The sequence below is a fragment of the Banduia mediterranea genome, assembly GCF_031846245.1.
Lineage (GTDB): Bacteria > Pseudomonadota > Gammaproteobacteria > Nevskiales > Nevskiaceae > Banduia > Banduia mediterranea.
This window is the reverse complement of the sequence record NZ_JAVRIC010000004.1, coordinates 52692-79030: the sequence shown is the minus strand read 5'-3', so window position 1 is coordinate 79030 and position 26339 is coordinate 52692. Positions and strand designations below refer to the sequence as shown.

The 26339-nt window shown below is 65.9% G+C and carries 20 protein-coding genes and 1 tRNA gene; 12 read left to right on the top strand and 9 right to left on the bottom strand.

The features are described 5' to 3' along the window. The first annotated feature begins 87 nt into the window (after positions 1-87). From RM530_RS04105 to RM530_RS04095, 3 genes are all read left to right on the top strand, one after another. Positions 88-309 carry a type II toxin-antitoxin system VapB family antitoxin gene (locus RM530_RS04105; RefSeq protein ID WP_311363940.1) on the top strand — a complete coding sequence of 74 codons (222 nt, stop codon included), beginning with the start codon at positions 88-90 and terminating at the stop codon, positions 307-309. Next, positions 306-698: a type II toxin-antitoxin system VapC family toxin gene (vapC, locus tag RM530_RS04100; protein ID WP_311363939.1), complete on the top strand. Its 393-nt coding sequence runs from the start codon at positions 306-308 to the stop codon at positions 696-698. Before RM530_RS04105 ends, vapC begins: the two co-directional genes overlap by 4 nt. Before the next feature lie 104 nt (positions 699-802). Then, a complete protein-coding gene (locus RM530_RS04095; RefSeq protein ID WP_311363938.1) occupies positions 803-4438 on the top strand; it encodes a hydantoinase B/oxoprolinase family protein in 3636 nt (1211 codons plus the stop codon). A gap of 18 nt (positions 4439-4456) precedes the next feature. On the opposite strand, the gene mutS is transcribed toward RM530_RS04095, so the two are convergent. Next, complete coding sequence (gene mutS, locus RM530_RS04090) at positions 4457-7042, bottom strand: DNA mismatch repair protein MutS (RefSeq protein ID WP_311363937.1); 2586 nt, start codon at positions 7040-7042, stop codon at positions 4457-4459. Positions 7043-7181: 139 nt separating this feature from the next. Here mutS and RM530_RS04085 point away from each other — a divergent pair, with 139 nt between their 5' ends. The 9 genes from RM530_RS04085 (at position 7182) to RM530_RS04045 (ending at position 14799) form a co-directional block, all read left to right on the top strand. Next, positions 7182-7676, top strand: a complete 495-nt coding sequence (locus RM530_RS04085; RefSeq protein ID WP_311363936.1) for a CinA family protein — start codon at positions 7182-7184, stop codon at positions 7674-7676. After that, a complete protein-coding gene (thpR, locus tag RM530_RS04080; RefSeq protein WP_311363935.1) occupies positions 7669-8202 on the top strand; it encodes an RNA 2',3'-cyclic phosphodiesterase in 534 nt (177 codons plus the stop codon). Before RM530_RS04085 ends, thpR begins: the two co-directional genes overlap by 8 nt. A 293-nt stretch (positions 8203-8495) precedes the next feature. After that, entirely contained in the window at positions 8496-9515 is a 1020-nt protein-coding gene (gene recA, locus RM530_RS04075) for a recombinase RecA (protein ID WP_311363934.1), read from the top strand. Continuing rightward, entirely contained in the window at positions 9499-9972 is a 474-nt protein-coding gene (locus RM530_RS04070; protein ID WP_311363933.1) for a regulatory protein RecX, read from the top strand. Before recA ends, RM530_RS04070 begins: the two co-directional genes overlap by 17 nt. A gap of 33 nt (positions 9973-10005) precedes the next feature. Beyond that, positions 10006-10230 carry a hypothetical protein gene (locus tag RM530_RS04065; RefSeq protein ID WP_311363932.1) on the top strand — a complete coding sequence of 75 codons (225 nt, stop codon included), beginning with the start codon at positions 10006-10008 and terminating at the stop codon, positions 10228-10230. A gap of 68 nt (positions 10231-10298) precedes the next feature. Further along, on the top strand, positions 10299-12944 hold the full coding sequence (gene alaS / locus RM530_RS04060; RefSeq protein ID WP_311363931.1) for an alanine--tRNA ligase: 2646 nt from the start codon (positions 10299-10301) through the stop codon (positions 12942-12944). 41 nt (positions 12945-12985) lie between these two features. After that, positions 12986-14215 carry an aspartate kinase gene (locus RM530_RS04055; protein WP_311363930.1) on the top strand — a complete coding sequence of 410 codons (1230 nt, stop codon included), beginning with the start codon at positions 12986-12988 and terminating at the stop codon, positions 14213-14215. A gap of 106 nt (positions 14216-14321) precedes the next feature. Then, positions 14322-14516, top strand: coding sequence for a carbon storage regulator CsrA (csrA, locus tag RM530_RS04050; RefSeq protein WP_311363929.1), 195 nt, complete (start codon positions 14322-14324; stop codon positions 14514-14516). Positions 14517-14708: 192 nt separating this feature from the next. Then, positions 14709-14799, top strand: a tRNA-Ser gene (locus RM530_RS04045). A gap of 121 nt (positions 14800-14920) precedes the next feature. Here the strand turns inward: RM530_RS04045 and RM530_RS04040 are convergent. The 8 genes from RM530_RS04040 to RM530_RS04005 all read right to left on the bottom strand — a co-directional run bounded on the left by RM530_RS04040 (position 14921) and on the right by RM530_RS04005 (position 26335). Next, positions 14921-15739 carry a DNA adenine methylase gene (locus RM530_RS04040; protein ID WP_311363928.1) on the bottom strand — a complete coding sequence of 273 codons (819 nt, stop codon included), beginning with the start codon at positions 15737-15739 and terminating at the stop codon, positions 14921-14923. Positions 15740-15888: 149 nt separating this feature from the next. Beyond that, the gene (locus tag RM530_RS04035) at positions 15889-16116 is read right to left on the bottom strand and encodes a hypothetical protein (protein ID WP_311363927.1); all 228 of its coding nucleotides are present in this window, start codon (positions 16114-16116) and stop codon (positions 15889-15891) included. Then, entirely contained in the window at positions 16113-18041 is a 1929-nt protein-coding gene (locus RM530_RS04030) for a hypothetical protein (protein ID WP_311363926.1), read from the bottom strand. Before RM530_RS04030 ends, RM530_RS04035 begins: the two co-directional genes overlap by 4 nt. Beyond that, entirely contained in the window at positions 18038-18313 is a 276-nt protein-coding gene (locus tag RM530_RS04025; RefSeq protein WP_311363925.1) for a hypothetical protein, read from the bottom strand. The genes RM530_RS04030 and RM530_RS04025 overlap by 4 nt, the downstream gene beginning before the upstream one ends. 77 nt (positions 18314-18390) lie before the next feature. Further along, positions 18391-19308, bottom strand: coding sequence for a hypothetical protein (locus RM530_RS04020; RefSeq protein ID WP_311363924.1), 918 nt, complete (start codon positions 19306-19308; stop codon positions 18391-18393). 13 nt (positions 19309-19321) lie between these two features. Beyond that, positions 19322-22861 (bottom strand): hypothetical protein, encoded by a 3540-nt coding sequence (locus RM530_RS04015; RefSeq protein WP_311363923.1) that lies wholly within the window; start codon positions 22859-22861, stop codon positions 19322-19324. A 4-nt stretch (positions 22862-22865) separates the two neighbouring features. Continuing rightward, positions 22866-23234 (bottom strand): hypothetical protein, encoded by a 369-nt coding sequence (locus RM530_RS04010; protein WP_311363922.1) that lies wholly within the window; start codon positions 23232-23234, stop codon positions 22866-22868. After that, positions 23234-26335 carry a phage tail tape measure protein gene (locus RM530_RS04005; protein WP_311363921.1) on the bottom strand — a complete coding sequence of 1034 codons (3102 nt, stop codon included), beginning with the start codon at positions 26333-26335 and terminating at the stop codon, positions 23234-23236. Before RM530_RS04005 ends, RM530_RS04010 begins: the two co-directional genes overlap by 1 nt. Between the last annotated feature and the right edge of the window lie 4 nt (positions 26336-26339).

The window sequence follows — 26339 nt, the reverse complement described above, 5'->3', positions numbered from 1 at the left end:
ATTGAGCCTTGTTATTCAGTCCGGGCGGCTATCAAGCCAATGCTGGCCTTGCTACAATGTGTATGAATTGATCTTTTAGTACACATTATGCGCACCAATATCGTGATTGACGAAGACCTGATGCAGGAGACGCTCCGACTCACTGGCATCAAGACCAAGCGGGAGGCAGTGGAGAAGGGCCTGCGCACGCTGTTGCGCCTGGAGCGTCAGGCCCAGTTGCGGAAATTCCGCGGCAAGCTGGACTGGCAAGGAGATTTGGAGGCCATGCGTGTCGACCGGACGCCTATGGGCTCCGGAGATGCCGTGTGATCCTGGTCGATTCCAGTGTCTGGGTCGACTATTTCCGGGGTGTCGCCTGCGCCGAAACCGATCGGCTCGATGGCGCTTTGGGGAACGAGCCGGTATTGATCGGCGACCTGATCCTGACCGAGGTGTTGCAGGGCTTCACGCATGAGCGCGACTTCCGCCGTGCGCGACGGCTGCTCGGGGAACTGCAAGTGGTGGAAATTGTCGGTCAAGCCATCGCAATCGAAGCGGCGCGAAATTTTCGCCGCCTGCGCGCCAGAGGCGTCACCGTCCGCAAGACCATCGACACTTTGATTGCTACGCGCTGCATCGCGGACCGCTATCCGTTGCTGTATCGAGATCGCGATTTCGACCCTTTTGTCGAACACTTGGGTCTGCGCGCCGCCGTGTAGGCGAGTCGCGTGTCGGGCCGATGCAGGCGGAACGAAGTCTGTCCGCGCCTTGGCGTCCTGGCGGCTTTGCGCGAGACTGATTTCTGACTTTTCTGGACGAGTCCATGCCCGAGACCTTCGAGCGCGGTTGCTGGGCCTTCTGGATCGACCGCGGCGGGACCTTCACCGATATCGTCGCGCGTTGTCCGGACGGTGCGCTGGTGACACACAAACTGCTGTCCGAAAATCCAGAGCGCTATTCCGATGCCGCCACGGCCGGCATTCGTGCGCTGCTGGACTTGCATGGCGATGCGCCGATCGCAGTCGTGCGCATGGGCACTACCGTGGCGACCAACGCGCTGCTGGAGCGCAAGGGCGAGCCGACCCTGCTGGCAATCACGGCCGGGCACGGTGACGCCTTGCGGATCGGCTACCAGAGTCGGCCGGACATCTTTGCGCTGAATATCCGCCTGTCGAACCCACTGTATTCACGCGTTATCGAAATCGACGAGCGAGTCGGCGCCGACGGTAGCCTGATCCGCGAACTGGACGAGCCTGCCGCGCGTCGCGAACTGCAGGCGGGGTACGACCTGGGTTTGCGCGCAATTGCCATCGTGCTGCTGCATGGCTATGCCTTCCCGGAACACGAGCGGCGGCTGGCGCGAATGGCCCGTGACATCGGCTACACCCAGGTCTCGGTCAGTCACGAAGTCAGCGCGCTGATCAAGTTCGTGGGGCGTGGCGATACCACGGTGGCCGATGCCTATCTTTCACCGATCCTGCGACGCTATGTCGAACGCGTGGCGAGCGAATTGGCAAGCGATACCCGGCTGTTGTTCATGCAGTCCACCGGTGGCCTGGTGGATGCTCAGGCCTTCCGCGGCAAGGACGCGGTGCTGTCCGGCCCGGCCGGTGGCATCGTCGGCATGGTGCGCACGGCGCAGGCGGCAGGCTATGAGCGGCTCATCGGTTTCGACATGGGCGGCACCTCCACCGATGTGTCGCACTACGCCGGTGACTACGAGCGCACCCACGAATCGCAGATCGCCGGTGTGCGCCTGCGCACGCCGATGATGGACATTCATACCGTGGCGGCGGGCGGCGGCTCGATCTGCCGTTTCGACGGTTCGCGGCTGCGGGTCGGCCCGGCCTCGGCCGGCGCGATGCCGGGGCCGGCCTCGTATCGACGCGGCGGGCCGCTGACCGTGACCGACTGCAATCTGCTGCTCGGCAGAATTCAGGCGCAATCGTTTCCCGCGGTGTTTGGCGCGAACGGCGACCAGCCGCTGGACCTCGACGCGGTGGAGCGCGGATTCGTAGCCCTGGCTCATGAGGTCGAACAGGCCAGCGCTCAGGCGCGCACGCCGCAGCAGATCGCCGAAGGCTTCATCACCATCGCCGTGGAGAACATGGCCAAGGCGATCAAGCAGATTTCGATTCAGCGTGGCTATGCGGTGGGCGACTACACCCTGGTCTGTTTCGGCGGTGCCGGCGGCCAGCACGCCTGCCGCGTGGCCGACGCCCTGGGCATGAGCCGCGTGATGATTCATCCGTTGGCCGGTGTCTTGTCCGCCTACGGCATGGGCCTGGCCGATCTGCGGCTGATTCGCGAACGGACCGTGAACGTGCCGCTGGACGATGCAGTCGTCGTGCTCGCCGATAGTGCGCAAGTGCTGGGAGATGAAGCCGAGGCTGCGTTGCGTGCGCAGGGCGTGCCGCTGCGCACACTCACGCGCGAGGCGAGCGCGCAGATCAAATACGCCGGTTCGGATACCACGCTGTCTGTGTCGCTGGAGTCGCCGACAGTGATGCGCGAGACCTTCGAAGCACAGCACCGGCAGCGCTTCGGATTCATGGCGCCCGACAAGGCGGTGATCGTGGAGATGGTGTCGGTGGAGGTGATCGGTACCGCTTCTGCAGGGCCAAGCCTCAATGAGGCGGACGCCCTCAGCCTCGGTCCCTCTACCGGAGGGAGAGGGAAGACCAGCAACGGCAGTGGGCCACGGACGGTCAAGGCGCACTTCGACGGCAAGGACTTGGACACGCCCGTTCATGATCGCGCCGCACTCCTTGCCGGCGCCGCCATCGACGGCCCAGCGATCATCCGAGAGGACACCGCGACCACGGTCGTCGAACCGGGCTGGCGCGCCGAGGTCGATCGCCTGTTCAATCTCATCCTGCGCCGGGTTGTGCCCTTGCCGTCGCGTGTCGCGATCGGCACCGCGGTCGATCCGGTGATGCTGGAGGTGTTCAACAAGCAGTTCATGGCAGTGGCGGAGCAGATGGGCGTGGCGCTGCAGAGCACCGCCTATTCGGTGAACATCAAGGAGCGGCTGGATTTTTCCTGCGCGCTGTTCGATCGCCACGGCGCATTGATCGCCAACGCACCACACATCCCGGTGCACCTGGGTTCGATGGGCGACAGCGTGCGCGCGATCATCGATGGCCGGCGCCGCGACGGACGCGGTTTCGCCGTCGGCGACGCCTACATGCTCAATGCTCCGTACAACGGCGGCACCCATCTGCCGGACGTGACGGTGATCGCCCCGGTGTTCGACGAGGCCGGGGAACTGCTGGTGTTTGTCGCCGCGCGCGGCCACCACGCGGATATCGGCGGACTCACGCCAGGCTCGATGCCACCGAACAGCCGCACTGTCGAAGACGAGGGCGTGCTGATCGACGATTTCCTGCTGGTCGAAGCGGGGCAACTGCGAGAACACGCGGTGCGTGCATTGCTGGCGTCCGGGGCGTATCCGGCGCGCCGGCCCGATCAGAACCTGGCCGATCTGCAGGCCCAGCTCGCGGCTTGCGCGCGCGGGGCCGAGGGCATCGGAAAAATGGTCTCGACCTATGGCCGCGCCGTGGTCGAAGCCTACATGGGCCACGTGCAGGCCAATGCCGAGGAATCGGTGCGCCGTGTCATCGCGAAACTGGCGGATGGCGATTGCACGGTAGACATGGACGACGGCGCACGTATCCAGGTTTCGATTCGCGTCGATCGCGTGGCGCGCCGGGTGCGCGTCGATTTCTCGGGCACCAGCGAACAGCAGCGCAGCAACTTCAACGCGCCGCTTTCGATTGCCCGCGCCGCGACCCTGTACGTGTTCAGAACCCTGGTGAACGATGACATCCCGCTCAATGAAGGCTGTCTCAAGGCGATCGAACTGATCGTGCCCGAGGGCTGCATGCTCAATCCGCGCTATCCGGCGGCGGTGGTCGCCGGCAATGTCGAAACCAGTCAGGCGGTGACCGACGCGCTGTACGGCGCGCTCGGCGTGCTGGCCGGATCGCAGGGCACGATGAACAACTTCACCTTCGGCGACGGCGAGCGGCAGTACTACGAAACCATTTGCGGCGGCGCCGGCGCCGGCCGTGACTTCGACGGTGCCTCGGTGGTACAGACGCACATGACCAACAGCCGGCTGACCGACACCGAAGTGCTCGAAACCCGCTTTCCGGTGCGGGTGGAACGCTTCGCGATCCGGCACGGCTCCGGCGGCGATGGCGCGCATCGTGGCGGCGACGGCGTGATTCGACACATTCGATTTCTGCAGCCGATGACTGCGGCGATTCTGTCGAACCGTCGCCGCGTGGCGCCCATGGGCTTGCAGGGCGGTGAGGACGGCGCCTGCGGTATCAACCGCTGTCTGCACGCGGATGGGCGCGAGCAAGTGCTCGCCGCAACTGCCGTCGTCGAATTACAGGCCTGCGACGCCATCGTGATTGAAACGCCCGGAGGTGGCGGGTACGGACACGGCTGACGGCAGGCTGTTCCGCACTCAGCGTTCCAGCTTGCGCAGCGCCTTGAGTTCGAACAGCGCGTCCAGCGCCTGACGTGGACTCATGTCGTTGGGATCGATGCTGTCGAGCTGTCGCAGCGATTCCGACAGCGGCGCGGGCTCCGTCGGCGCAGGCGCGGCGTTGAACAGGGCCATTTGCGGCGTGGTTTCCGCGCCGCCGACCGGACGCCGCTCCAGTTGTTCGAGACAGGCCCGCGCGCGGGCGATCAGCGGCTTGGGAATACCGGCCAGCGCGGCCACCTGAATGCCGAAGCTGCGGTTCGCCGGTCCGTCCTTGACCCGGTGCAGCAGGACCAGTTGTTCGCCATGCTCGCCGTGGTATTCGGCGGCGTCCAGATGCACGTTGACCACGCCGGGCAGGGTCTGCGCCAGCGCCGTCAGTTCGAAATAATGCGTGGCGAACAGCGTGAACGCGCGTGTGCGCGTGGCCAGCCATTCGGCGCAGGCCTGGGCCAGCGACAGGCCGTCGTAGGTCGAGGTGCCGCGTCCGATTTCGTCCATCAGGATCAGTGACTGCTCGCTGGCGTTGTGCAGGATGTTGGCGGTTTCGCTCATTTCGACCATGAAGGTCGACTGCCCGGAGGCGAGATCGTCGGCTGCGCCGATGCGCGTGAAGATGCGGTCGATCGGACCGATCCGCACCGAATCGGCCGGCACGCAGGCGCCGGTGTGTGCCAGCAGTGCGATCAGCGAGGTCTGCCGCATGTAGGTGGACTTGCCGCCCATGTTGGGGCCGGTGATGACCAGCAGGCGGCGTTCGTCGTCGAACAGCAGATCGTTGGCGACGAACGGCTCGCGGGTGTGGCGTTCCACCACCGGATGGCGGCCGGCGACAATGTGCAGGCCGGGGGCGTCGCTGAGTTGCGGCGCGACCAGATCGAGCGCGTCGGCGCGTTCCGCGAAACAGGCCAGCACATCGAGTTCGGCGAGTGCGGATGCAGCGTCCTGCAAGGCCGGCAGATCGGCCAGCAGCCGGTCGAGCAATGCCTCGTAGAGCTGTTTCTCGCGGGCCAGCGCGCGTTCGCGCGCTGACAGTACCTGGTCCTCGAAGCGCTTGAGTTCCTCGGTGATGTAACGTTCCGCGCCCTTGAGCGTCTGGCGGCGCGTGTAATCCACCGGCACGCGCTCGGCGTGTATGCGCGACAGTTCGATGTAGTAACCGTGTACGCGGTTGTAGCCGACCTTGAGATTGTCGATGCCGGTACGTGTGCGTTCGCGTGTTTCGAGGTCGGAGAGATAGCCGTCGGCGTTTTCGGACAGATTGCGCAGTTCGTCGAGTTCGGCATCGTAGCCCGAGCGGAACACGCTGCCGTCCTTGGCCAGCAGCGGCAGCTCGTCCGCCAAGGCGCTGTGCAGCCAGGCGACAGTGTCGTTGTGATTGCCCATCGTTTCGCACAGCGCGCGCAGCAGGCTGAGCGGCGCTTCGTCCAATACGGCGTGCACGGATGGCAGCGCGGCCAGGGTCGAGGCGAGTCCCGCGATGTCGCGTGGCCGGGCGCTGCGCAGGGCCACGCGCGCCAGGATGCGCTCGGCGTCCGAGCAGGGTTCCAGCGCCTCGCGCAGCAGCGTGTAGGCGCAGTCGCTGCGCAGCCAGGCCACGGCCTGCTGGCGCCCCTGGAGCACGGCGCGCGTGCGCAAGGGCCGGGCCAGCCAGCTGCGCAGCAGGCGGCTGCCCATGGGCGTGCGGCAAGTGTCGAAGACCGCCACCAGGGTGTGCTGCGGTTTGCCGGACAGCGACTCGTCGATCTCCAGATTGCGCCGCGTGATGCCGTCCAGGATCAGCGTGTCGTCGGCCGATTCGGTACGCAAGGCGGTGATGTGCGGCAGCGCGCCACGCTGGGTTTCGCGGGCGTATTGCAGCAGCGCGCCGGCCGCCGCGATCGCACACGGCAGCGCCTCGCAGCCGAACCCCTTGAGGTCGCGCGTGGCGAATTGCTCCACCAGCAGGCGATAGGCGGAGGTGCTGTCGAAGTGCCAGGGTGGTCGCGCGCGTGGCAGGAAACCCGCCGGCAGCATCAGACCTTCCGGCGCCAGCAGTTCGGTCGGCGAGAGGCGGTGCAGCTCCGCCAGCCATTCGCCTTCGGTCGCGGGCTGCATCACCGAAAAGCGGCCCGATGACAGTTCCAGCCAGGCCAGGCCGAAAGCACCGCGTTCGCGGCAGCAGGCCACCAGCAGGTTCTGGCGATTGGGATTGAGCAGCGATTCCTCGGTAGCAGTGCCGGGGGTGACGATACGCACCACCTCGCGCGCGACCGGCCCCTTGGCGGCGCCGACTTCGCCGACCTGCTCGGCAATCGCCACGGATTCGCCGAGCTTGAGCAGCCGCGCCAGATACTGCTCCACCGCGTGATACGGCACGCCGGCCATCGGAATCGGCGTGCCGGCCGATTCACCGCGCTTGGTCAGCGTGATGTTGAGCAGGCGCGCGGCCTTGACCGCGTCGTCGAAGAACACTTCATAGAAATCGCCCATGCGGAACAGCAGCAACTCATTCGGATGCTGGGCTTTCAGCGACAGGTATTGCTGCATCACCGGGGTGTGACCGGCGTGCTCGGCGGGGTTCATTCGATGAGGCGGCGGCATGAAACGGGGCGCTAGTGTGCCAAGCGCCGCCGGTCGCACCAAGGGGCGCCACCACATGGCGCCGCGAACCGCGTCACGAGTAGGCGTCGCCGCATTCGCTTCCAGATGCTAGCGTGATTGCATGAACGACGACGAAGCACTCAACCGACTGGCGAAGACAGTCGCCGGGCGCTTGGCCGAACGCGGCCAGTGGCTGGCCACGGCCGAGTCCTGCACGGGTGGCTGGATTGCGAAATGCCTGACGGATATCGCCGGCAGCTCCGGCTGGTTCGAACGCGGGCTGGTCTCGTATTCGAATCGCGCCAAAAGCGAGTTGCTGGGGGTGCCGGAGGCGACGATCGCCCGCTTTGGTGCGGTCAGTGAACAGACGGCGCGGGCGATGACGGACGGTGTGCTGGAGCATGCGCCGGTCGACCACGCCATTGCCGTGACCGGCATCGCCGGGCCGGGCGGCGGGACCGCTGGCAAGCCGGTGGGGACCGTGTGGATCGCTTGGCAGACGCGGGGCTGTGATGCGCAGGCGCGGCGGTTCCGGTTCGACGGCGATCGCGAACAGGTGCGCCGCGAGACGGTTGGCGCTGCCTTGGCCGGTCTGATCGCGCGCCTGGATGGCTGAGCACCGGCGCCTGTTCTTCGCGTTGTGGCCCGACGAGGCGCTGCGCCAGCAAATCGCGGCGATCTCGGCGACCGCGGATTGGCCGCGCGGTGCGCGTCGGGTACCGGCAGCGCATCTGCATCTGACGCTGGTGTTTCTGGGCGACGTGCCAGCGGAGCGCGTCGATGCCGTTCGGTCGGTGGCGGCGTCGTTGAGAGTGGCGCCGTTCGAACTGTCGCTCGCCGGTTGCGGACACTTCCCGCGTGCCGAGGTCGGCTGGCTGGGTTGTGTCGATGCACCGCCGGCATTGTTCGCGCTGAATACCGGATTGCGTCAGCGGCTGCGGACACAGGGCTTCGCGCTGCGGGGCGAATCGTTCCGACCGCATGTCACGCTGGCTCGGGGGCTGCGCGAGCCGCCGGTGCTGCCGGATTACCCGCCGCTGCACTGGCCGGTCTCGGAATACGTGCTGGTGGAAAGCCGGCGCGGGCGCGCACCGGCCTATACCGTGATCGGCGCCTGGTCGCTGGCGCCGGTCAGCGACTGAAGTTGCGGAACTAGCAGCCTGCCGGAACTTAAGGGGTCGCAGCGAGGGTTTGGTCCTGTGAGATGAAAATTTCGGGAGACCGAGGCGAATATCGGGAATTATTCAAGGAGGGCGCCCGGAATTTTCAGCCGCAACGAAAACTGTCAGCAGAGCCGGACTTTACGTGATTTGGGCGCAATCGGGCCGCTCCGGCGCTGTCCTCCGGCGGACGCTGTGGGATAATTCCCGGATTCGGTCGCGCATCGCCTCGAAGCGCGCCGCCCCAGGATTTCACACAGGAATTACCAGACTCGATGGACGACAATCGCAAGAAAGCCCTTGAAGCCGCTCTCGGACAGATCGAACGCCAGTTCGGCAAGGGTGCGGTCATGCGCATGGGCAGCAAGGAGGCGCCGCGCGACATCGAATCGGTCTCTACCGGATCGCTGGCGCTGGACGTGGCTCTGGGTATCGGCGGCCTGCCTCGCGGTCGTGTGATCGAAATCTACGGCCCGGAGTCCTCGGGCAAGACCACGCTGACCCTGCATGTGGTTTCGGAAATCCAGAAGCTCGGCGGCGTGGCCGCATTCGTGGACGCCGAACATGCGCTCGATACCGGTTATGCCAAGAAGCTCGGCGTCAACATTGATGACCTGCTGATTTCGCAGCCGGACACCGGTGAGCAGGCGCTGGAGATCACCGACATGCTGGTGCGCTCGGCCGCTGTCGACATCGTCGTGATCGATTCGGTGGCGGCGTTGACGCCCAAGGCCGAGATCGAGGGCGAGATGGGCGACCAGTTGCCGGGTCTGCAGGCACGACTGATGAGCCAGGCGCTGCGCAAGCTCACCGCCAATATCCAGAAGTCGAACACCATGGTGATCTTCATCAACCAGATCCGCATGAAGATCGGCGTGATGTTCGGAAGCCCGGAAACCACGACCGGCGGCAATGCGCTCAAGTTCTATTCCTCGGTACGTCTCGACATTCGCCGTATCGGCGCGATCAAGCGCGCGGACGAAGTGGTCGGCAACGAAACCAAGGTCAAGATCGTCAAGAACAAGGTGGCGCCGCCATTCCGCGAAGCCTTCTTCGAAATCCTCTACAACGAAGGCATCTCGCGTTACGGCGAATTGATCGAACTCGGCGTGGCCAACAGGCTGGTCGACAAGTCCGGAGCCTGGTACGCCTACAACGGCGAGAAGATCGGGCAGGGCAAGGAAAACTCCAAGCAGTTCCTCAAGGACAACCCCGCCATCGCTGAGGAAATCGAAACCAAGCTGCGCGAACTGCTGTTGCCGCCACGCAAGCCGAGCAGTGGAGAAGCCGCCTAAACGCGGCCGCCCGCCGCTATCGACCAAGGGCCGCGCCGTGCGCCTGCTGGCGCGGCGCGAGCACTCCGCGGTCGAACTCAAGCGCAAGCTGGCCTGGCGCGGCGTGGACGAAGCCGAGGCCGACAAGGCGGTCAACGAACTCGCCGATGATGGCTGGCAATCCGATCAGCGCTACGCCGAATCGATGGTGCGTCAGCGGGTCATGCAGGGCTACGGCCCGCTGCGTATCGAGGCCGAGCTGGAACAGTCGGGCGTGGATTCGGCACTGGTGCGCGCCGCGTTCGCCGAGATCGAATGCGACTGGCTACAGCTGGCTTACGAAACACACGCGCGCCGCTTCGCGGCGCCGGGCAATGCCAAGGAGTGGCAGAAGCAGTACAGCTATCTGCGAATGCGCGGATTCCAGTCTGACCATATTCGTAGCGTGCTCAAGGGCGATCCGCCCGTTTCGGACTAGGCCGCGACCGTTTCACAACCGCAAGGAAGCATCATGAGCGCCGCCGGCTTCAAGCTTGAATCGCTGAATTTCCCGGTTCGCGGTGATCGGCTTTCCGCCGACCTTTATCGGCCTGTATCGCCCGACCACCGAGGTCGCTGCGATCAAGGTGCCGGTGCAGATATTCGTGGCACGCCAGGACAGCCTGATTCCGATTGCCGCCGCCGAGAAGGCCGCCGAAATCGGGTCGAGATCAAGTGTTCGCCGAAGCTGCAATAGCGGTCCGACAAGCGCTCCGTTAATATTGCCGCCCTTTTTCCCAGGCCGCCTGCGCGGCCCGACCGCCGATGGACAGCAACACTCTGCGAGCCAGATTTCTGGCCTACTTCGAAGCGCACGGTCATGCCGTGGTGCCTTCGAGTTCGCTCGTGCCCGCAAACGACCCCACGCTGTTGTTCACGAATGCCGGGATGGTGCAGTTCAAGGACGTGTTCCTCGGGCGTGAGCCGCGTGGCTACAAGCGCGCAGTGTCCTCGCAGCGCTGTGTGCGCGCCGGCGGCAAGCACAACGATCTGGAGAACGTGGGCTATACCGCGCGCCATCATACGTTCTTCGAAATGCTCGGCAATTTCAGTTTCGGTGATTACTTCAAGCGCGATGCCATCGGCTTTGCCTGGGAGTTCCTCACCGGTGCCGCTTGGCTCGGCATTTCACCGGATCGCCTGTTGGTCACCGTCTATGCCTCCGACGATGAGGCCTACGGCATCTGGAAGAATGAGATCGGCGTGCCCGTGGATCGTATCGTGCGCATCGGTGACAAGCCGGGCGGCGGTTCGGACAACTTCTGGCAGATGGGCGATACCGGCCCCTGCGGACCCTGCTCCGAGATCTTCTACGACCATGATCCGGACGGGTCGCTTGGCATCTGGGGCGGTCCGCCCGGCTCCCCGGAAGAGGACGGTGACCGCTGGATCGAGATTTGGAATCTGGTGTTCATGCAGTTCGAGCGCGCCGCCGACGGCACGCTGACGCCGCTGCCCAAGCCCTCGGTGGACACCGGCATGGGCCTGGAGCGCATCTGCGCGCTGATGCAGGGCGTGCACAACAATTACGATATCGACATCTTCCAGACACTGATCCGGGCCGTGGCGGGCCTGGCCGGAACCGGGGATCTCGGCGATGCGTCGCTGAAAGTCGTGGCCGACCACATCCGTGCCACCTGTTTCCTGATCACCGACGGTGTGGTGCCTTCCAATGAGGGCCGGGGCTATGTCCTGCGTCGCATCATGCGTCGCGCGATCCGCCACGGTTACAAGCTGGGCCTCGAAGACGCCTTTTTCTACAGGCTGGTGGCACCGCTGGCCGCCGTCATGGGCGACGCGTATCCGGAACTCAAGGAAAAGCGCGATTATCTGGAGCGTGTGATCCGGCAGGAGGAGGACAGCTTCGCGCAGACCCTGGAAAAGGGCATGCGCCTGCTCGAGGACGCGATCGAGGCCAGCCCGCAAGGCATTTCCGGCAACACCGTATTCAAGCTTTACGACACCTACGGCTTTCCGGTGGACCTGACCGCGGACATCGCGCGCGAACGCAAGATCACGATCGACCTAGACGGCTTCGAGCGCGAGATGCAGGGCCAGCGCGAGCAGTCGCGCGCCGCCAGCAGCTTCGGCGCCGGCAATGTCGAAGTCTCGGTGATCGACGTGGAATCCGAATTCACCGGCTACACCGAGACCATGCGCGGCGCCAAGGTGCTGGCGATCCTGTGTGACGGCGCGCCCGTCGGACAATTGCAGGCCGGCGAAAGCGCCGTGGTGTTTCTCGACAAGACGCCGTTCTACGCCGAATCCGGTGGTCAGGTGGGCGACACCGGCGTGATCGCCGCACCCGGTTTGCGTTTCGCGGTGAACGACACGCGGGCGCTCAAGCCCGGCACGCCGGGTCACATCGGCACGCTGGAATCCGGCACCCTGACGGTCGGTGACAACGTCAAGGCCGAGATCGACCATGAGCGCCGCCATGCGATCATGCGCAATCATTCGGCGACGCATCTACTGCATGCGGCTCTGCGCGAGACCCTGGGTACGCACGTCGCGCAGAAGGGATCCCTGGTGGCGGCGGACCGGCTGCGCTTCGATTTTTCGCATTTCCAGGCTGTCACGCCCGAGGAAATCACCGCGATCGAGGATCAGGTCAACCGCCAGGTTCTGGCCAATGTCGCGGCCGAGACCCAGTTGTGTGGCTATCAGGAGGCCGTGGACCGTGGCGCGATCGTGCTGTTCGGCGAAAAATACGGCGATGTCGTGCGCGTGCTGTCGTTCGGACCGGCCGGCAACAGTTTCTCCACCGAATTGTGCGGCGGCACGCATGTGGCGCGCAGCGGCGACATCGGCCTGTTCAAGATCGTCGCCGAGGCCGGCGTGGCCGCCGGTGTACGTCGCATCGAAGCGGTCACCGGCCTTAACGCACTGAGTTATCTGCGCGGTCTGGATCGGAAGCTGAGCGAGGCGGCGGCTCTGCTCAAGGCGCCGCGCGACGAACTGGCCGCCAAGCTGGCCCAGCAACTCGACCGCAGTCGTGCGCTCGAAAAGGAACTGGCTCAAGCCAGACAGAAGCTCACCAGCCAACAGGGCGGCGATCTCGCTTCGCAGGCGCAGGATGTCGCTGGCGCCAAGCTGCTGGTGCAGCAGGTCGAAGGGCTGGACGTGGCCGGTCTGCGTGGATTGATGGATCAGCTCAAGAACAAGCTCGGTTCGGGTATCGTGGTGTTGGGCCAGGCCACGGACGGCAAGGTCACGCTGCTGACCGGCGTCACCCAGGACCTGACGGCACGGCTCAAGGCCGGCGAACTCGTCAACTTCGTGGCGTCGCAGGTCGGCGGCAAGGGCGGTGGTCGGCCGGACATGGCCCAGGCCGGCGGCAGCGAGCCCGACAAATTGCCGGCCGCGCTGAAATCCGTGCACGCCTTCGTTGCCGGCAAGCTCGGCGCCTAAGCCTGCCGTAAACCGCAGGCGTCCAAATTTCCCAGGGAACCATGGCTCTAATCGTCCAGAAATACGGCGGCACCTCGATGGGCTCGGTCGAGCGTATCGAGCACGTCGCCGGCAAGGTCGCCAGCTGGCGCGACAAAGGTCATCAGGTGGTGGTCGTGGTCTCCGCCATGTCCGGCGAGACCGACCGTCTGCTCAAGCTCGCCCGTTCCATCGCACCGCGCGGCAATCCGCGCGAATACGACCAGATCATCTCCTCGGGAGAACAGATTTCGACCGGCTTGCTGGCGCTTGCGCTGGAAAAGGCGGGAGTTCCGGCACGGTCGTACACCGGCCGCCAGGTCGCGATCCGCACGGATGATGCGCATGGCAAGGCTCGCATCCAGAGCATCGACACGGAGCGTTTGCTGGCCGACTGCAAGGCGGGGGTCGTTCCAGTGGTCGCAGGCTTCCAGGGCGTGGCCGACACCGGCAGCGTCACCACGCTGGGGCGCGGCGGCTCGGACACCACCGGCGTGGCGCTGGCGGCGGCGCTCGGGGCCGACGAGTGTCAGATCTACACTGATGTCGATGGGGTCTACACCACCGATCCGCGCGTCGAACCGCGCGCGCGCCGTCTGGACCGGATCACTTTCGAGGAAATGCTGGAAATGGCCAGCCTCGGGTCCAAGATACTGCAGATACGGTCAGTCGAATTCGCCGGTAAGTACAAGGTGCCGCTACGCGTCCTGTCCACGTTCGAGGACGGCCCCGGCACGCTCATCACGCTTGAGGATTCTGGTATGGAAGAACCGCTGATCTCCGGTATCGCCTTCAATCGCGACGAAGCGCAGATCACCATGGTCGGCGTGCCCGACAGGCCCGGCATCGCCGCCGCGATTCTGGGGCCGGTCGGCGAGGCCAACATCGAGATCGACATGATCGTGCAGAACGTCGCGGGCGATTCGACCACGGACTTCACGTTCACCGTGCATCGCAACGACGTCGAGCGGGCCGTGGAAATCGTCGAAGGCGTTGCGCGCGAACTCGGCGCGGCCGGAGTGCGCACCGCGCAGGACATCGTCAAGGTGTCCTTGGTCGGCGTCGGCATGCGCAGTCACGCCGGCATCGCCTCGCAGATGTTCAAGGCCCTCGCGGCGGAAGGCATCAACATCCGCATGATCTCCACATCGGAGATCAAGATCTCCGTTGTCATCGAAGACAAGTACCTCGAACTTGCCGTTCGGACGCTGCATACGTCCTTTCGGCTGGAAAGCGCACCCCTTTCGGGGTGACGTGGGTTACAACATTGTTTCCCCGTATGGCAATAGTGCGCGGAACAGGATTGAGATCGAGGGGTCCAAGAACCATCCTGCCGGCTCTAATGGAAGGAGTGAATGGATGCTTATTTTGACAAGGCGCGTCGGCGAGACTGTCATGATCGGTGACGAGGTTTCCGTGACGGTCCTTGGCGTCAAAGGAAATCAGGTTCGCCTGGGCGTGGATGCCCCAAAGAACGTAGCGGTTCATCGCGAAGAGATTTTCGAGCGTATCAAGCGCGAAGAAGCCCTGCCCGGGACCGGTACGGGCGGCTGAGCCGATACCGCCGCTGAGGGCGACAGTCAGGCGATGGCGGCACGAGCGGCAGCGCTGTGCTCGCCGTTGTTCCGCGTTCCGGCTTTGCGCCTGTGGTCCCATCCTGCTTTACCGGGCCCTGACGGTCCGGTATTCTCTCGCCCTCTTTGGCGGTCCAGCCCGTGAATCCACGGCCGGTCGCCTCCAAGTCCCGGAGAGATGGCCGAGTGGACGAAGGCGCTCCCCTGCTAAGGGAGTAAGGGCCAAAAGCTCTTCGAGGGTTCGAATCCCTCTCTCTCCGCCAAATGCAATCGCCGGAAACTCGACGTTTGAGTCGTGCGGCGCAATCGGGGATTCGAACCCTCGAACAATCGATGTAACGCGCCGGTTGGTTCGGGGCGCTCGACCGGATGGTTTGGGGTGCGCTACCACTCCCCGATCCGGAATTGTTGAGTGAGCGGCCGGGGCTCTGGCCAGCCACCTCGCCAGTTCCCTATCACCAACTCCATCCGTTCGGCAGGCCGGTCGGCACCGCCGACCGTGTAGGTGATAGGCACCGCGCGCATTGGGAGGCCTGCAAACACCCTGCGCATCTCCGGGTGATCGTTGACCGATACGATCATCGTGCCCTGCATTGTGCGCGCGAGTTCCGCCATCAGCTCGTACTCCTCAATCGGAAAGTCCGTGCCGTAGCCAGCTGTCTCCCAATACGGCGGATCACAATACACAAGCGTGTGCGGTCGGTCGTAGCATTCGATTACCCGCTGCCAAGGCAGGTGCTCCAGGTAGACGCCATCCAAGCGCAAGTGGGCCGCGCTCAACTCTTCTTCTATCCTCAGCAGGTTTAGCCGCGGCCCGGAGGTCGTGGACGTGCCGAAAGTCTGCCCGGTGACCTTGCCTCCGAAACACAGACGCTGTAGGTAGTAGAAGCGCGCCGCGCGCTGGATGTCTGTGAGAGTTTCCGGTCTCTTTAACCGTTCCCATTCGAACATTTGGCGGCTGCTTAAAGCCCATTTGAACTGGCGCACGAACTCTTCGAGGTGGTTCGCCACGACGCGGTACAGGTTGATCAACTCTCCGTTGAGGTCGTTCAGAATCTCCGACTCGGCGCGCTCTTTTGCGAACAGGCAGGCGGCACCGCCAGCAAAGGCCTCGACATAACACGTGTGATCCGGGAACAAGGGCAGGATCGTCGGCAGCAGGCGCCGCTTCCCGCCCATCCACGGGATGATCGGTAAAGACATGGTGAGCTTCCTTATTTCTGCGATCATTCCCCCGCTCGGTACCGGGCGGGGAAGCTTCGGCTGGCTCACCTGCTAGCTCAGGTGGGTTGGCGGCTGGGCTGCGTTGCCGCGCAGTCCAGTCGCTTCCTCTTTTTGCTTCGTGGCACATCTCAGACAGTGATGTTGTAACTCGGTAAATTCGGTGCTGCCCCCTCAATCTGCCCCGCGCGCACGAAAGCCTTGCCGCCGATGGCCACGTCCTGGCCGCGGGCGCGGACGGTTTGGTTACCGGGGAGCTGAACGTCGCTGGTGCCGTCGGCGTTGTGGGCGGTGACGGTGCCGACCTGGAGCGGCTCGCGGGGAATCAGGCGGCGGAATTCGCGGTAGAGGTTGCTCATGTGAGGTCCACCGGGTAGTGCCTGGCCAGTTCGACGGTCTGGCGGATGGTGACGGCGCCGTCGCCGGCGAGGCTGGCGCTGATCGAGACGCCGGTGGCCTGCGCCTTGTAGATGCCGTGGATGGGGTCTTCGACTTGCACCAGCTCACAGGGCTGGATCACGCCAGGGCCGGCCGGGGCCGGCAGCAGCGGGAGCACGACGGGCTCAAGGGTCTGGTTTTCGCTGTCGGCGATTTCGCGGGTGCCGCGACCGCGGGCGGGCTCGGTGGCGGTGATCAGGGGGTCGACGATCATCTGCGCGTAGGGGCTGCCGGCGCTGCCGTCCCGGATCACGTTGACCAGCACGCCGTCAGATTCGCCGCTGACGTAGATGCCGAGGTACTGCGGGCCTGGGCGCCACTCGCGGCCCATCTCGATGAGCGATTGGCCGTCCATGATCACACTCGGCGTCTCGCCGTCCCAAGCCCAGGGCGCGACGGCGTAGGCCGGGCGGACGATGAGGGTCTCGTCCTCGGGATGCGACTGCACAACGCCACCGCAGGCCGCGGCGATCTTGGTGATCGCGGACAGCGGCGTCTCGCGGTCGTAGTGCCAGGCGCCGGCCGGTATCAGCCAGTCGTCGACCTGCCAGTCGAGCGCGAAGCCGCTGAAGTCCAGTTCACGCGCGGCGGCTTGCGCGGCCGTGGTGGCTTCCTCGTTGATGTAGGGCCGCGCGATCGCGTAGGGCTCCGCCAGCAGCGCGGAGCGGCTGCGGCCGGAGGCGCTGAATCGAGCGGCCGAGCCGCGATCACCGGACGGCGCGGATCGGCGCTCGCTGGCGCGCTCGATCAGCGCGGTCCAAACGTGACCGCTGGCGTTGACTTCGACGAGCTTGGGGCCGTCGCCGTCCGGCATGATCGCGTGATAGCTGGCGCGGTCCGCAATCTGCAGGTCCACCGACCAGGCCCAGCTATCGCGGTCCGTGCTGATCGAGACCGACACCACGTGCAGCGGCAAGCGGTCCGGCAGGCGGACGACGCTCAAGCTGTGCTGCATCACATATCTCCGGTGGATGACGTAGACGCGCTGCTTGCAGCGGATGCGCAGGGCCACGCGATCGCCCGGCGGCGGGTCCATCGGCTCCGTGAGGCTGAGGCGCACCGCATCGCCGGCGGGCGGTAGGTAACACGGCAGCACTGGCGGCGGCGTGATGGGCGGCGGCTCGATGATCCCGTAGCGCTGACGCAGCGGCTTGGCCCAATCCCAAGGCGCGACGCGGTGCACGTCCTTGGGCGGCGGGTTGCGCCAGGGCATGCGCCAGAGCTGGCCGTGCGGATCGCCAGCATCCCATTCGAGCCGGCGGGCTGCATCGCGCGGCGGCGGATTGCGGTATGGGAGCGTACGCGCAGCGTCGTGCGGGTCGCCCCAGTCCCAGGCGTCGGCCGCCGTGCTGTCGCGCTTGGGTACGTCGCGCCAGCCGGAGCGCCGAGCGGTGCCGAGCGGGTCCGCCCAGTTCCAGCGGGCGTCGGCGCGGTTGTCGGCGCGGTTGCTGGCCGCCCATCGCAAGGCAAACGGGTGCTCGAACATCCGCGCCCACTGCCACGCCATGATCGGCGCGGCATCGGCGCGTGGTGCGTCGACCCAGCGTGCATGCAGACGCGCATTGTGGAGGTCGCCCGGGTCCCAAGGCAGGCGCGTGCGGGCGGCGAGGCCGTCGTAAACGTTGCCCGGCGGCGGTGGCGGCTCGATGCCGTCGCAGACCAGCGCGAGGGCGACCGCCGCTCCGGACGGCGGGGTGTAGTCGCCTGCGAGTGCCAGCGCGACGAAATTGCCGGCGGGTGGCACGTAGCACGGGGGATCGATCGCCAATGCCAGGGCGTCGCCGGCCGGTGGCGACAGCTCTCCGACGAGTGCGAGCGGTACCGCATCACCGGGCGTCTCGCTCACGACTCAACCGGCGTAATCCCGTCAGCGATGGCAGCATTGTGCTCAGCTGCAAGATCGAGCGCGACGACGTAGTACTGGCGCGACGAGTTGAGGCCGGTCAGTTCGTAGGTGCCATCCGCCGACGACTGCGTTGCAGCGACGACCTGACCGCTCGCGCGGTCATGGACGCGCACCATCGCCGCGGCGGGTGCGCCATCGATCGTCACGATGCCCGGCGCCTCACCCGCGATGCGACCCGCGCCGTTCGTGTCGCTGGCGCGCCAGCGATTCATAGTTGCGCCGGGGTTGCGGGGCTGTACTCGCAGTGCGCCGATCCGGATGATGCCGCCCCGTGGCGCTGCTACGTCACTCATCGCCAAGGCCCGGTCACATCGACTATGACGTTGCCGATGGCGGAACTCGAGGCGCCGTTTAACACTACGACGAGATTTCGGCCAGTCAAGTCACCGTTTCCAGGGATCAACGCCCCGAATTCAAGGCCGTGATTGTGCAAGGGCTGGAAGATGCCGGGCAGTTGCCCACGCAATATTGCTCCGCCCGATACCACTTCGCGCAGAATAATGGGGGCTACCCCGATCGAGCCGTCGACGACGTTTGGGTATTCGCAGCAATAACCGCCGTACCCGATGCTTTGATTGTTCGCTGAAATCACCGAGCAACCCAATAACGGGGACTCCGTCATTTCGTCGATCCCACGAGCCCAGCGCGATCGCGGCGAGCCTGTGGTCATGCCGCCGGCATCGAACCCAGCGTATCCGGTGGCCGAATTGCTGGTGTCAGCCAACAGTATGGCGGCGGCTGCATCGGTCGGGCTATACCCGATCACGTCGCCGAAAAAGTGCACAGACCAGTACGAACTGTATGCGTTTGTCGCGAGCAGAAAAGCACGTTCGTCGCCCACCAAGTACCAGGCTCTACTGTCGCTTGTCGCCGAATTGCTTTTATGCGCGTACAAGCCGGACGCCGCCTGAGCCGATGTGGGGAAGGAGAACGTGCCGGTGTCGATATCGGACATCGTCAAGAACCCGCGCAACATTGCTACGGTAGTGCCGGTGTCCTGCACGCGCAGTAGTGCTCCGCTCGCGTCCGGATCCGTGCTGCGATACGCACGTAGATCGGTGCCGGTAAACGCAATCTCCCAACCCAGCGCCGGCTTGCTGCCGTAGCCATCGACCACGCAGGCATCAAGCAAGGCCGTCAACGCCCCCGCCTGCCCACTGAGCACCGGAGCCCCGGCATCCTCACTGCTGTAGTACTGCACTCCCATCACGAATCTCCTATCAGTTGGCGTCGCCGCGCAGCTCGACCTGGAACCGGTCTTCGGGATCGGTCAGCGGGCCGGGCAAGGTGCAGCGGTTGAACCAGATTGGCCGCGCGGCCGCCTCGGTGTTGAAGCGCAGCTGATTGCCGATGTTCCAGCCCGCGGACCAGCCGGCGGCCTGCAGCTCGAAGTACGGGGCGCCGGTGGCGGGGTTGATCGGCAGGCAGTTGGTTTCGGTGTCGCCGACGCCGACCTGGCCGACCGTTTCGCCGATGACGCGAAAGGCCGTGACGCTCGTAAACTCCACGCGCCAGCGCTCGCGGATCGCGCCCTTGTTGGTGGTGATGATCGGCGCGACGGTGGCGTTGTATTGGCCGACGGCGGGCGTGCCGATCAGCTCATCCGACCATTCGTCGGTCCACGTGGTCTGAGAGAACACGCCGTAGGCGCTGGCTTGTAGCTCATTGCCCAGGGGCAGCGCCGTCGATAGAAACGAGGTGTCCGCCGGGTAGTCGTGCGTGAGCTGGGCGTTGAGGTCGACGAGGCCGCTGAGCTGCGCGTCCGTGACCAGCAGCATGTCCTCGATGCGGTGATGCGCCGTGAGCGGCTGGGTGTAGTCATCCAGGTCCAGGGGGTTTGCCATCGTCACGTCGCCGGTGGTCTTGTCCCAGGTGTAGCGGTCGGTGGGGATGCGCTCGCCGTCCGCGTCGTAGAGGTCCAGCGCGCTGATGTAGGCGCGGGTGCTGTAGGTCTGGCCGGCGATGGCGGGATTGGGCAGCGCGGTGGTCTGGGTGTTGTGGATGACGGCCACGTCCGCGTCCTGCACCGTCGGGATACGGCCGTCCGCCGAGAGGCGCACCGGGTCCAGGCCGATGATCTCCGGGTCCAGCGGCAGGTACTGCACGGCCACGGCGTTGTAGGTGGCCAGCTCCGGTAGGACTTCGGACTCCGCCCATGCCAGCGAGTAGACGCCGGTGTCGTAGTTGATGGTGCCGGTGAAGCCGCCGTCCCCCGCGATGTCTCCGGCGTTGTCGGAGACGGCCTGGTCGGGATCGGTCTCCCCGATGCGGGTGTAGGTGGCCTGGAATGAGGCGGACTTGACCTGCTCGGCCGGAACGCGCCAGAAGGCGGCCGTCATCGGCCAGCGACCGTAGGCGACGAGCACGCCGCGCACGTTGCCGGTGGGCGCGCCGGCGGCCCAACTGGTGAGGATGATCAGGCCGGCTGCGTAGTCGATGCTGCCGGCAGTCTGCTCGTTGCCATTGCTGTCCCGGTAGTAGACGACGCCGTTGCGGTCGTAGTAGCGGCGGCCGTTGAACTCGACCCAGAGGCTCGCGGCTTGGACGCCGTAGAGCAGGTCGTCGCCGCTGAGTTGCAGGGTGAGGCTGTCCAACGTGGCCGCGTCTGCCTGCGCCTGCGGCGCGCCGGCGGAGCTGTAGCGCACGTCGGTGAAAGATTCCCATAGGAGGTCGTAGGGGTCGTCGGTCCAGGTTCCGGAGCCGAAGCCGCTGTAGCTGAGGTGAGAGATGGCGCCGGCCACGGTTTCGTCCAGCTCGATGAGGCCGGTGCTGTAGTTGATGGTGCCCATCGGTTCGCCGGCCCGCACGTAGGCGGCGCTGAACCCGGGGACGGTCACGGAGTCACGCACGACGATACTGCCGGCGCCGTCATCGATCAGCTGCAGGGCGAACGGGTCCGCCGTGCCGGCCGAGGCGCTGAACTCGGCGCGAATGCGGATGCTGCGCGGATCGACCGCGCCGTTGTCGAGCTGGATTTCCACCACGCCGCCGCTGCCGCCGGGCGTGGGCGTTTCGGTGTAGCGGTTGCCCTCGGTTTGGTAGTCGACATCGAGCGATGCGCCAGACGCAGGCACCTGCGTCAACTGCACGCGGATCTCGCCGGCGGCGTAGTCGATGCTGCCGGTGGCGTCGCCCGTCCAGCCGCCGGTGCCGTCGTCGGTGGCGCTGTAGTCATCCTCGCCGCTGCTGTACTCCAGAGTGACCGTGCCGGGCTTGGCCGGTGCCTCGTCGAGCTGGATGACGATTTCCGGCGTCTTGGCCTGCACGGTGCCGGCCGGGCCCTTGTAGTGCGCACCGCTGCCCCAGCCATAGAGTAGGTGGCTGCCGATGTCCGGCTCCGCGCCCAGCGTCAGATTGACCGAGCCGGTGGCGTAGTTGATGGTGCCGCTGCCCTCGCCGGAGGAGCCGGCAATGGTGCCGTCCCCTCGATCGCGCAGGGTGATCCAGCGGCCGAGCGCGCGATACTCGATCTGCAGGGCGCTGGGTGTGGGCTTGGGCAGCAGGGTGCGCGTCCACACCAGGCCGCGGTTGCTGACGTCGATCTCCACACCGTCGGTATGCTGCACGTCCGTGATCGCGACGGCGGGCCGGTAGGTGACGGTGCTGTTGGCGGGGTCGAGCGAGCCGTCCGCGATGCTCATGCCGGTGACGACGATCTGACCGAAGCGGTAGTCCACGGTGCCGGCACACTGCGCGGGCACGCTGGCGCCGCTGGCGGCGTCCCGCACCAGGACGCCGCGGCCGTTGTCGGTGAGAACGTGCTGGTGCCCGGTCGACTCGCCGGTGGGCCGCAGGCTGACGGTGACGCTGCCGGGAATCACCGAGTGCTCCAGCACCGCCGCGACGGCGTTGCTGGTAATGGCCACACCGCGGACGGCTTCGGCCAGCTCGCCGGCCGTGCCGGGGTCGCCGATCGCCACCAAGGACGTGGTGTCGCTGCCGATCTGCTGATCGACGATGGCGGTTTCCTGCTGCGCGGCGGGCACCATCGGGGTAAGGATGGACTCGACGCTGCAGCTGCTGTCCCCTGCTGTGATCGGCTCCACGATCTTGTGGATGGAGTAGTAGCGCTTGCCGCCCGCCAGCGTGGTGCGACGCACGGCGGTTTTCTGCTGGCTGGATTGAGTGAAGCCGAAGTTCTCGCCCGGCACGTCGAAGCGCAGCGGCTGGTCGATGGTGATGTCCAGCAGCTGCAAGGTCTTGGTGCTGGAGTTGGGCGGCACCGTGGCGGTGATCTGGCTGACCTCGACCTTGATGCATCGCACGAACTGCTGCTCGCCGACGTTGACGCTGCCATGCTCGACCGACAGCACCAACACATCGCCGGCCGCCGGCGGCGTGTTGGCCAATTCCGTCAGCAGGGAGACGATCAGCGCGCCTTCGGGCTGGGTGTCGTACGGGTAGTACGGCAGCGTGGCGCCGGCGGCCAGGTACTGTTCCAGGTGCGCCTGGGCGGCATCCCGGCGGTCCGTGTGATTGTCGCGCCCGAACATGGAGACGTGGACCAGCGGATCGAGCGCGCGCTGCAGCAGGATGGCGTGCGCGCCGAGCAGCTTGGTGCGGTTCTCGCTGATGACGGCCATCCAGCCTTTGCGTAGGCTCACGCGGCCGGTGACGCGGTCGAAGCGCGACTGATCGTCGAAGACGTTGTTCAGGTCGCCGTCCACGACTTGGTTGGGCGACATGCGGCCGCCGCCGTTGGGCGTGTCGTCGAGGACTTCGGGCTGGTAGAGCTGGATGTCTTGCGTTGTGATCGTCATGGGCTCAGACCGTGATGAGGTTGATTTGCACGGCGTAGAAGTCGTCGACCGTGGGGTCGGCGAACTCGATCACTGGCCGTGCGCTGATCGCGGGGCGCCGGAAGACGACGTCGTATTCGTCTCCGCGCAGGTCCAGCGTGTGTATCTGTCCCGCCGTGTCCGCCAGGGCACGCAGCGTGAGCAGCGTGCTGCGCGTGATCCACTGGTTGTCCGTGCCCAGCGTGATCGGGCGGCCGGCGATCAATGCCGTCTCTTCGATGATTTGTGCGCCGCCCAGCGTGCGCTGGAGGGCCTGTCCGACGGGCTCGTGCACAAACTCGTCGGTCCAGACCAGGTCGTCAGGCAGGGCGATCGATGCGAGGGTGATCGCCATCAGCTGCTGACCCCGGCGGATCGCTCAAGCTCGCGGAGGATGTCGGCGGCGCTGACGCTGGAGCTGGGCCGGTATTGCCCTCGCACGGCGTCGTCGATCTGACCGCTGATGATTTGCAGTCGGCGGTCGATCGATTGCAGGACGCTGACGGCTGAGGATAAGTCGACGGTGCCGCCGGTCGATGGCAATTGGATCGGGTTGCCGCCGCCGCCAGTGCCGGGCGTCGTCGGATAGTCGATCGTGACTGAGCCGCCCGAGCTGGAGCCGGGCGAGGTATAGGGAATGCCCAGCTGGCGGTAGATCGATTTGCGCGCCGCCTCGGCGCTCGCGCCACCGCCGGCGAGCTTGCGGGTGAGCGTTTCCAACTCATTGACAATGCGCTGGGACGCGTCCGCCGACGCACCCGACAGCGAGCCTGTATTCACGCCCCTGTTGCGGCTGTAGATGTCCTGGAGTTGCTGCTTCTGCAGCTGCGCGGCGAGGAGCTGCAGAATGTCGCGATCGTCGCCGGTGAGCAGGTTTGCGGCAGCCGGGAGGCTGGAGCCGGCGGTGGACGTGGTGCGGTCGGGGATTGCGCGCGGATCATGGTCGCTGACGTCGTAGACCTTGGCTGCCTCTGCGGCCGCCTCGCGTGCAGCATTCTGTACATCCACGATTTTTTGCCGCCACGGTTCGAGCGCATCGGTCGCTTTTTTGGCGCCATCGGCCGCCTGCTGGCCAGCGTCCGTTGCCGCTTCGCCGACCTCGACATACTTGTCGGCAATCTCGCGCACCTTGACGCGAAAATTCTCGGTGCCTGGCAGGGCCTTCGCATTGGCGGCGATGACTTTGACCGCGAACTCGTCGCCCGCCGCATCGGCGGCCTTGAGTTCGGCTTCCAGCACTGCAAGCCAAGCCTTTTCCTGATCCGCCAGTGGGGCGCCAGATGCACGGATGGCCTCCGCCGCTTCGCGTGCCTCTTGTGCCTGTTGCTTGAGCGTCGCGCTGCTGGTGATGCCGAGCGTCTGATAAGCCTGTTCAACGTCGGCGGCTGTGGGGCCGAGCGCCTCGACTTTCTTTCCAGCGTCAGTGGCAGCGTTACCGACGTCGTCTATTGCTGATGCCGCGCTGGTTGCGCCCTCGACCAGCTTGTTGCTGGCCTGCTCGCCCTGGCCTCCCAAGTTTTCGACGGCGCTTCCGGCATCGGCGGCGCTGTCGACGACGCGCCCGCCAGCGACTTCGGCGCCGTCTCCCAGTGCGTCGAACTGTTCGACGGTGAGGCCGGCCGCATCGCCGACCGACTTGACTTTCTTTCCAGCGTCAGTGGCAGCGTCACCGACGTCGTCTATTGCTGATGCCGCGCTGGTTGCGCCCTCGACCAGCTTGTTGCTGGCCTGCTCGCCCTGGCCTCCCAAGTTTTCGACGGCGCTTCCGGCATCGGCGGCGCTGTCGACGACGCGCCCGCCAGCGACTTCGGCAGTGTCTCCCAGGGCGTCGAGTTGTTCTGCAGTGATACCGGCCGCGTCGCCTGCAGATCGGGTGTCTGCGCTCAGCGCCTGGACCTTCGGTGAGGCGCTATCCGCCCCGGCGCCCAGGCTGCTGACGCCTTCGGCGGCGCGGGCGAATCCGCTGCGGACGGTTTCGCCGGCCTCGGCAATGTCGCCAAGGTCGCCCTGGATGCGTTCGCCGAGGTCGGCGGACGTCTGCCGCATCAGCGCCGCGTGGCGTTCGAGGTCATCCGACAGATCGCCGAAGGTGACCTGGCTCAGCGCCTCGGCGGCGACGGCCACCTTGTCGACCACGAACTGCAGCACGCTGGCCACAGTAATCTGGACCAAATTGAAGAACGCGCGCAGCCCGCCGCCAAGCGCCTGCGCGGAACCGACAATGATCTGTAGCGCCGGTTCGATCTTGGCCGCTGCGGCGCTGACCGATTCGCCGAGGTCGTCGCTGCTTTGGGCGCTGTCATTGAACTCGTTGACGATATTCGTTGCCGCGTCGGCAAGCGGCACCAGGGCCTTGGCAATTAGGCCGCCAGCCGTGATGCCGATGTCGGTCATCGCGGAGCCGAAGCGGCGCAGGCTGGACCGGTCATCGCCTGCGATCTTGGCGACGGCCTTGTCGGTCTCGCCTGCACTGTTTTCGACGCTGTCGAGCACGGCGCCGAAGTCGTTCGCCTGCGTCCCCGTCAGGCTCAGCGCGCCACCCAGCGCCTCGACCTGACTGAACAGGATCGCCATCTGTTCGGTGTTGCCGCCGGTCTTGTCCGCTACGGCCTGCAGGAATCCGGACAGGCCCTGGGCCTTGAGCGCCTGCACGTCGAACTGCAGACCCAGTTCCTCGGCCTGTTTCGCCGCCTCGCTCGTCGGCTTGAGCACCGAGCTGATGATGCCGCGCAGCTGGGTCACGGCCTGGGACGTGCTGACGCCGCCCTTGGTCAGGGTGGCGGTCGCGGCCGCCACCTCTTCGAATGAGACGCCGGCCTGGGCGGCGATCGGCGTAACCTGGCCGAGGCTGGACGACAGCTCGCCGATGGTGGTTTTGCCGGCGCGCATCGCCGCGAACAGGCCGTCGCTGATGCGCGTGGACTGCCCCGCTTCCATGCCGTAGGCGTTGAGGATCGAGGTCAGGCCGTCCGCCGCGGTATTGACGTCGGTCACGCCGCCCAACGCCAGCTTGTTGGCGTCCGTCAGCAGGCGCATGGCGTCGGCGGAATCCGATGCGCCGGCGGAAATGATGTTGTAGAGCGCCTGCGCCTGCTCGGTCGGCGCGTTGCCGAATTCGCGCGCCAGGTCACGCGTCTTGGCGGTCAGCGCGTCGAGGCCGCTGGTGTCATCGAGCAGGGTGCTGACTTCGGCGATTTTGCCGCCGAAGTCGGTGGAGGCGCTGACCGACGCCTTGAGCCCTGCGATGAGGCCGGCACCGCCCAGCAGCCCGGCGGCCAGCCCGGCGGCGGTTTTGGTCAGGCTGCCGAGGCCACCGCCGAGCCGCGTGGTGGTGGCGCTGGCGCCTTGTGCACTGTCGCCCAGATCGCGCACGCCCTGGCGGGTCTCGCGCAGCCCGGAGTCCACGCCCTCTTTGCGCAGGGCGATGCGCAGCAGCATTTCCAGGGCATTGGCCATGCCG

Bases quoted from the DNA above. Each gene is read 5' to 3' on its own strand.
- RM530_RS04105 (WP_311363940.1), top strand. From the start codon at position 88: ATGCGCACCAATATCGTGATTGACGAAGACCTGATGCAGGAGACGCTC.
- RM530_RS04095 (WP_311363938.1), top strand. From the start codon at position 803: ATGCCCGAGACCTTCGAGCGCGGTTGCTGGGCCTTCTGGATCGACCGC.
- mutS (WP_311363937.1), bottom strand. From the start codon at position 7,042: ATGAACCCCGCCGAGCACGCCGGTCACACCCCGGTGATGCAGCAATAC.
- RM530_RS04085 (WP_311363936.1), top strand. From the start codon at position 7,182: ATGAACGACGACGAAGCACTCAACCGACTGGCGAAGACAGTCGCCGGG.
- thpR (WP_311363935.1), top strand. From the start codon at position 7,669: ATGGCTGAGCACCGGCGCCTGTTCTTCGCGTTGTGGCCCGACGAGGCG.
- recA (WP_311363934.1), top strand. From the start codon at position 8,496: ATGGACGACAATCGCAAGAAAGCCCTTGAAGCCGCTCTCGGACAGATC.
- RM530_RS04065 (WP_311363932.1), top strand. From the start codon at position 10,006: ATGAGCGCCGCCGGCTTCAAGCTTGAATCGCTGAATTTCCCGGTTCGC.
- alaS (WP_311363931.1), top strand. From the start codon at position 10,299: ATGGACAGCAACACTCTGCGAGCCAGATTTCTGGCCTACTTCGAAGCG.
- RM530_RS04055 (WP_311363930.1), top strand. From the start codon at position 12,986: ATGGCTCTAATCGTCCAGAAATACGGCGGCACCTCGATGGGCTCGGTC.
- csrA (WP_311363929.1), top strand. From the start codon at position 14,322: ATGCTTATTTTGACAAGGCGCGTCGGCGAGACTGTCATGATCGGTGAC.
- RM530_RS04040 (WP_311363928.1), bottom strand. From the start codon at position 15,739: ATGTCTTTACCGATCATCCCGTGGATGGGCGGGAAGCGGCGCCTGCTG.
- RM530_RS04035 (WP_311363927.1), bottom strand. From the start codon at position 16,116: ATGAGCAACCTCTACCGCGAATTCCGCCGCCTGATTCCCCGCGAGCCG.
- RM530_RS04025 (WP_311363925.1), bottom strand. From the start codon at position 18,313: ATGAATCGCTGGCGCGCCAGCGACACGAACGGCGCGGGTCGCATCGCG.
- RM530_RS04020 (WP_311363924.1), bottom strand. From the start codon at position 19,308: ATGGGAGTGCAGTACTACAGCAGTGAGGATGCCGGGGCTCCGGTGCTC.
- RM530_RS04015 (WP_311363923.1), bottom strand. From the start codon at position 22,861: ATGACGATCACAACGCAAGACATCCAGCTCTACCAGCCCGAAGTCCTC.
- RM530_RS04010 (WP_311363922.1), bottom strand. From the start codon at position 23,234: ATGGCGATCACCCTCGCATCGATCGCCCTGCCTGACGACCTGGTCTGG.
- RM530_RS04005 (WP_311363921.1), bottom strand. From the start codon at position 26,335: ATGGCCAATGCCCTGGAAATGCTGCTGCGCATCGCCCTGCGCAAAGAG.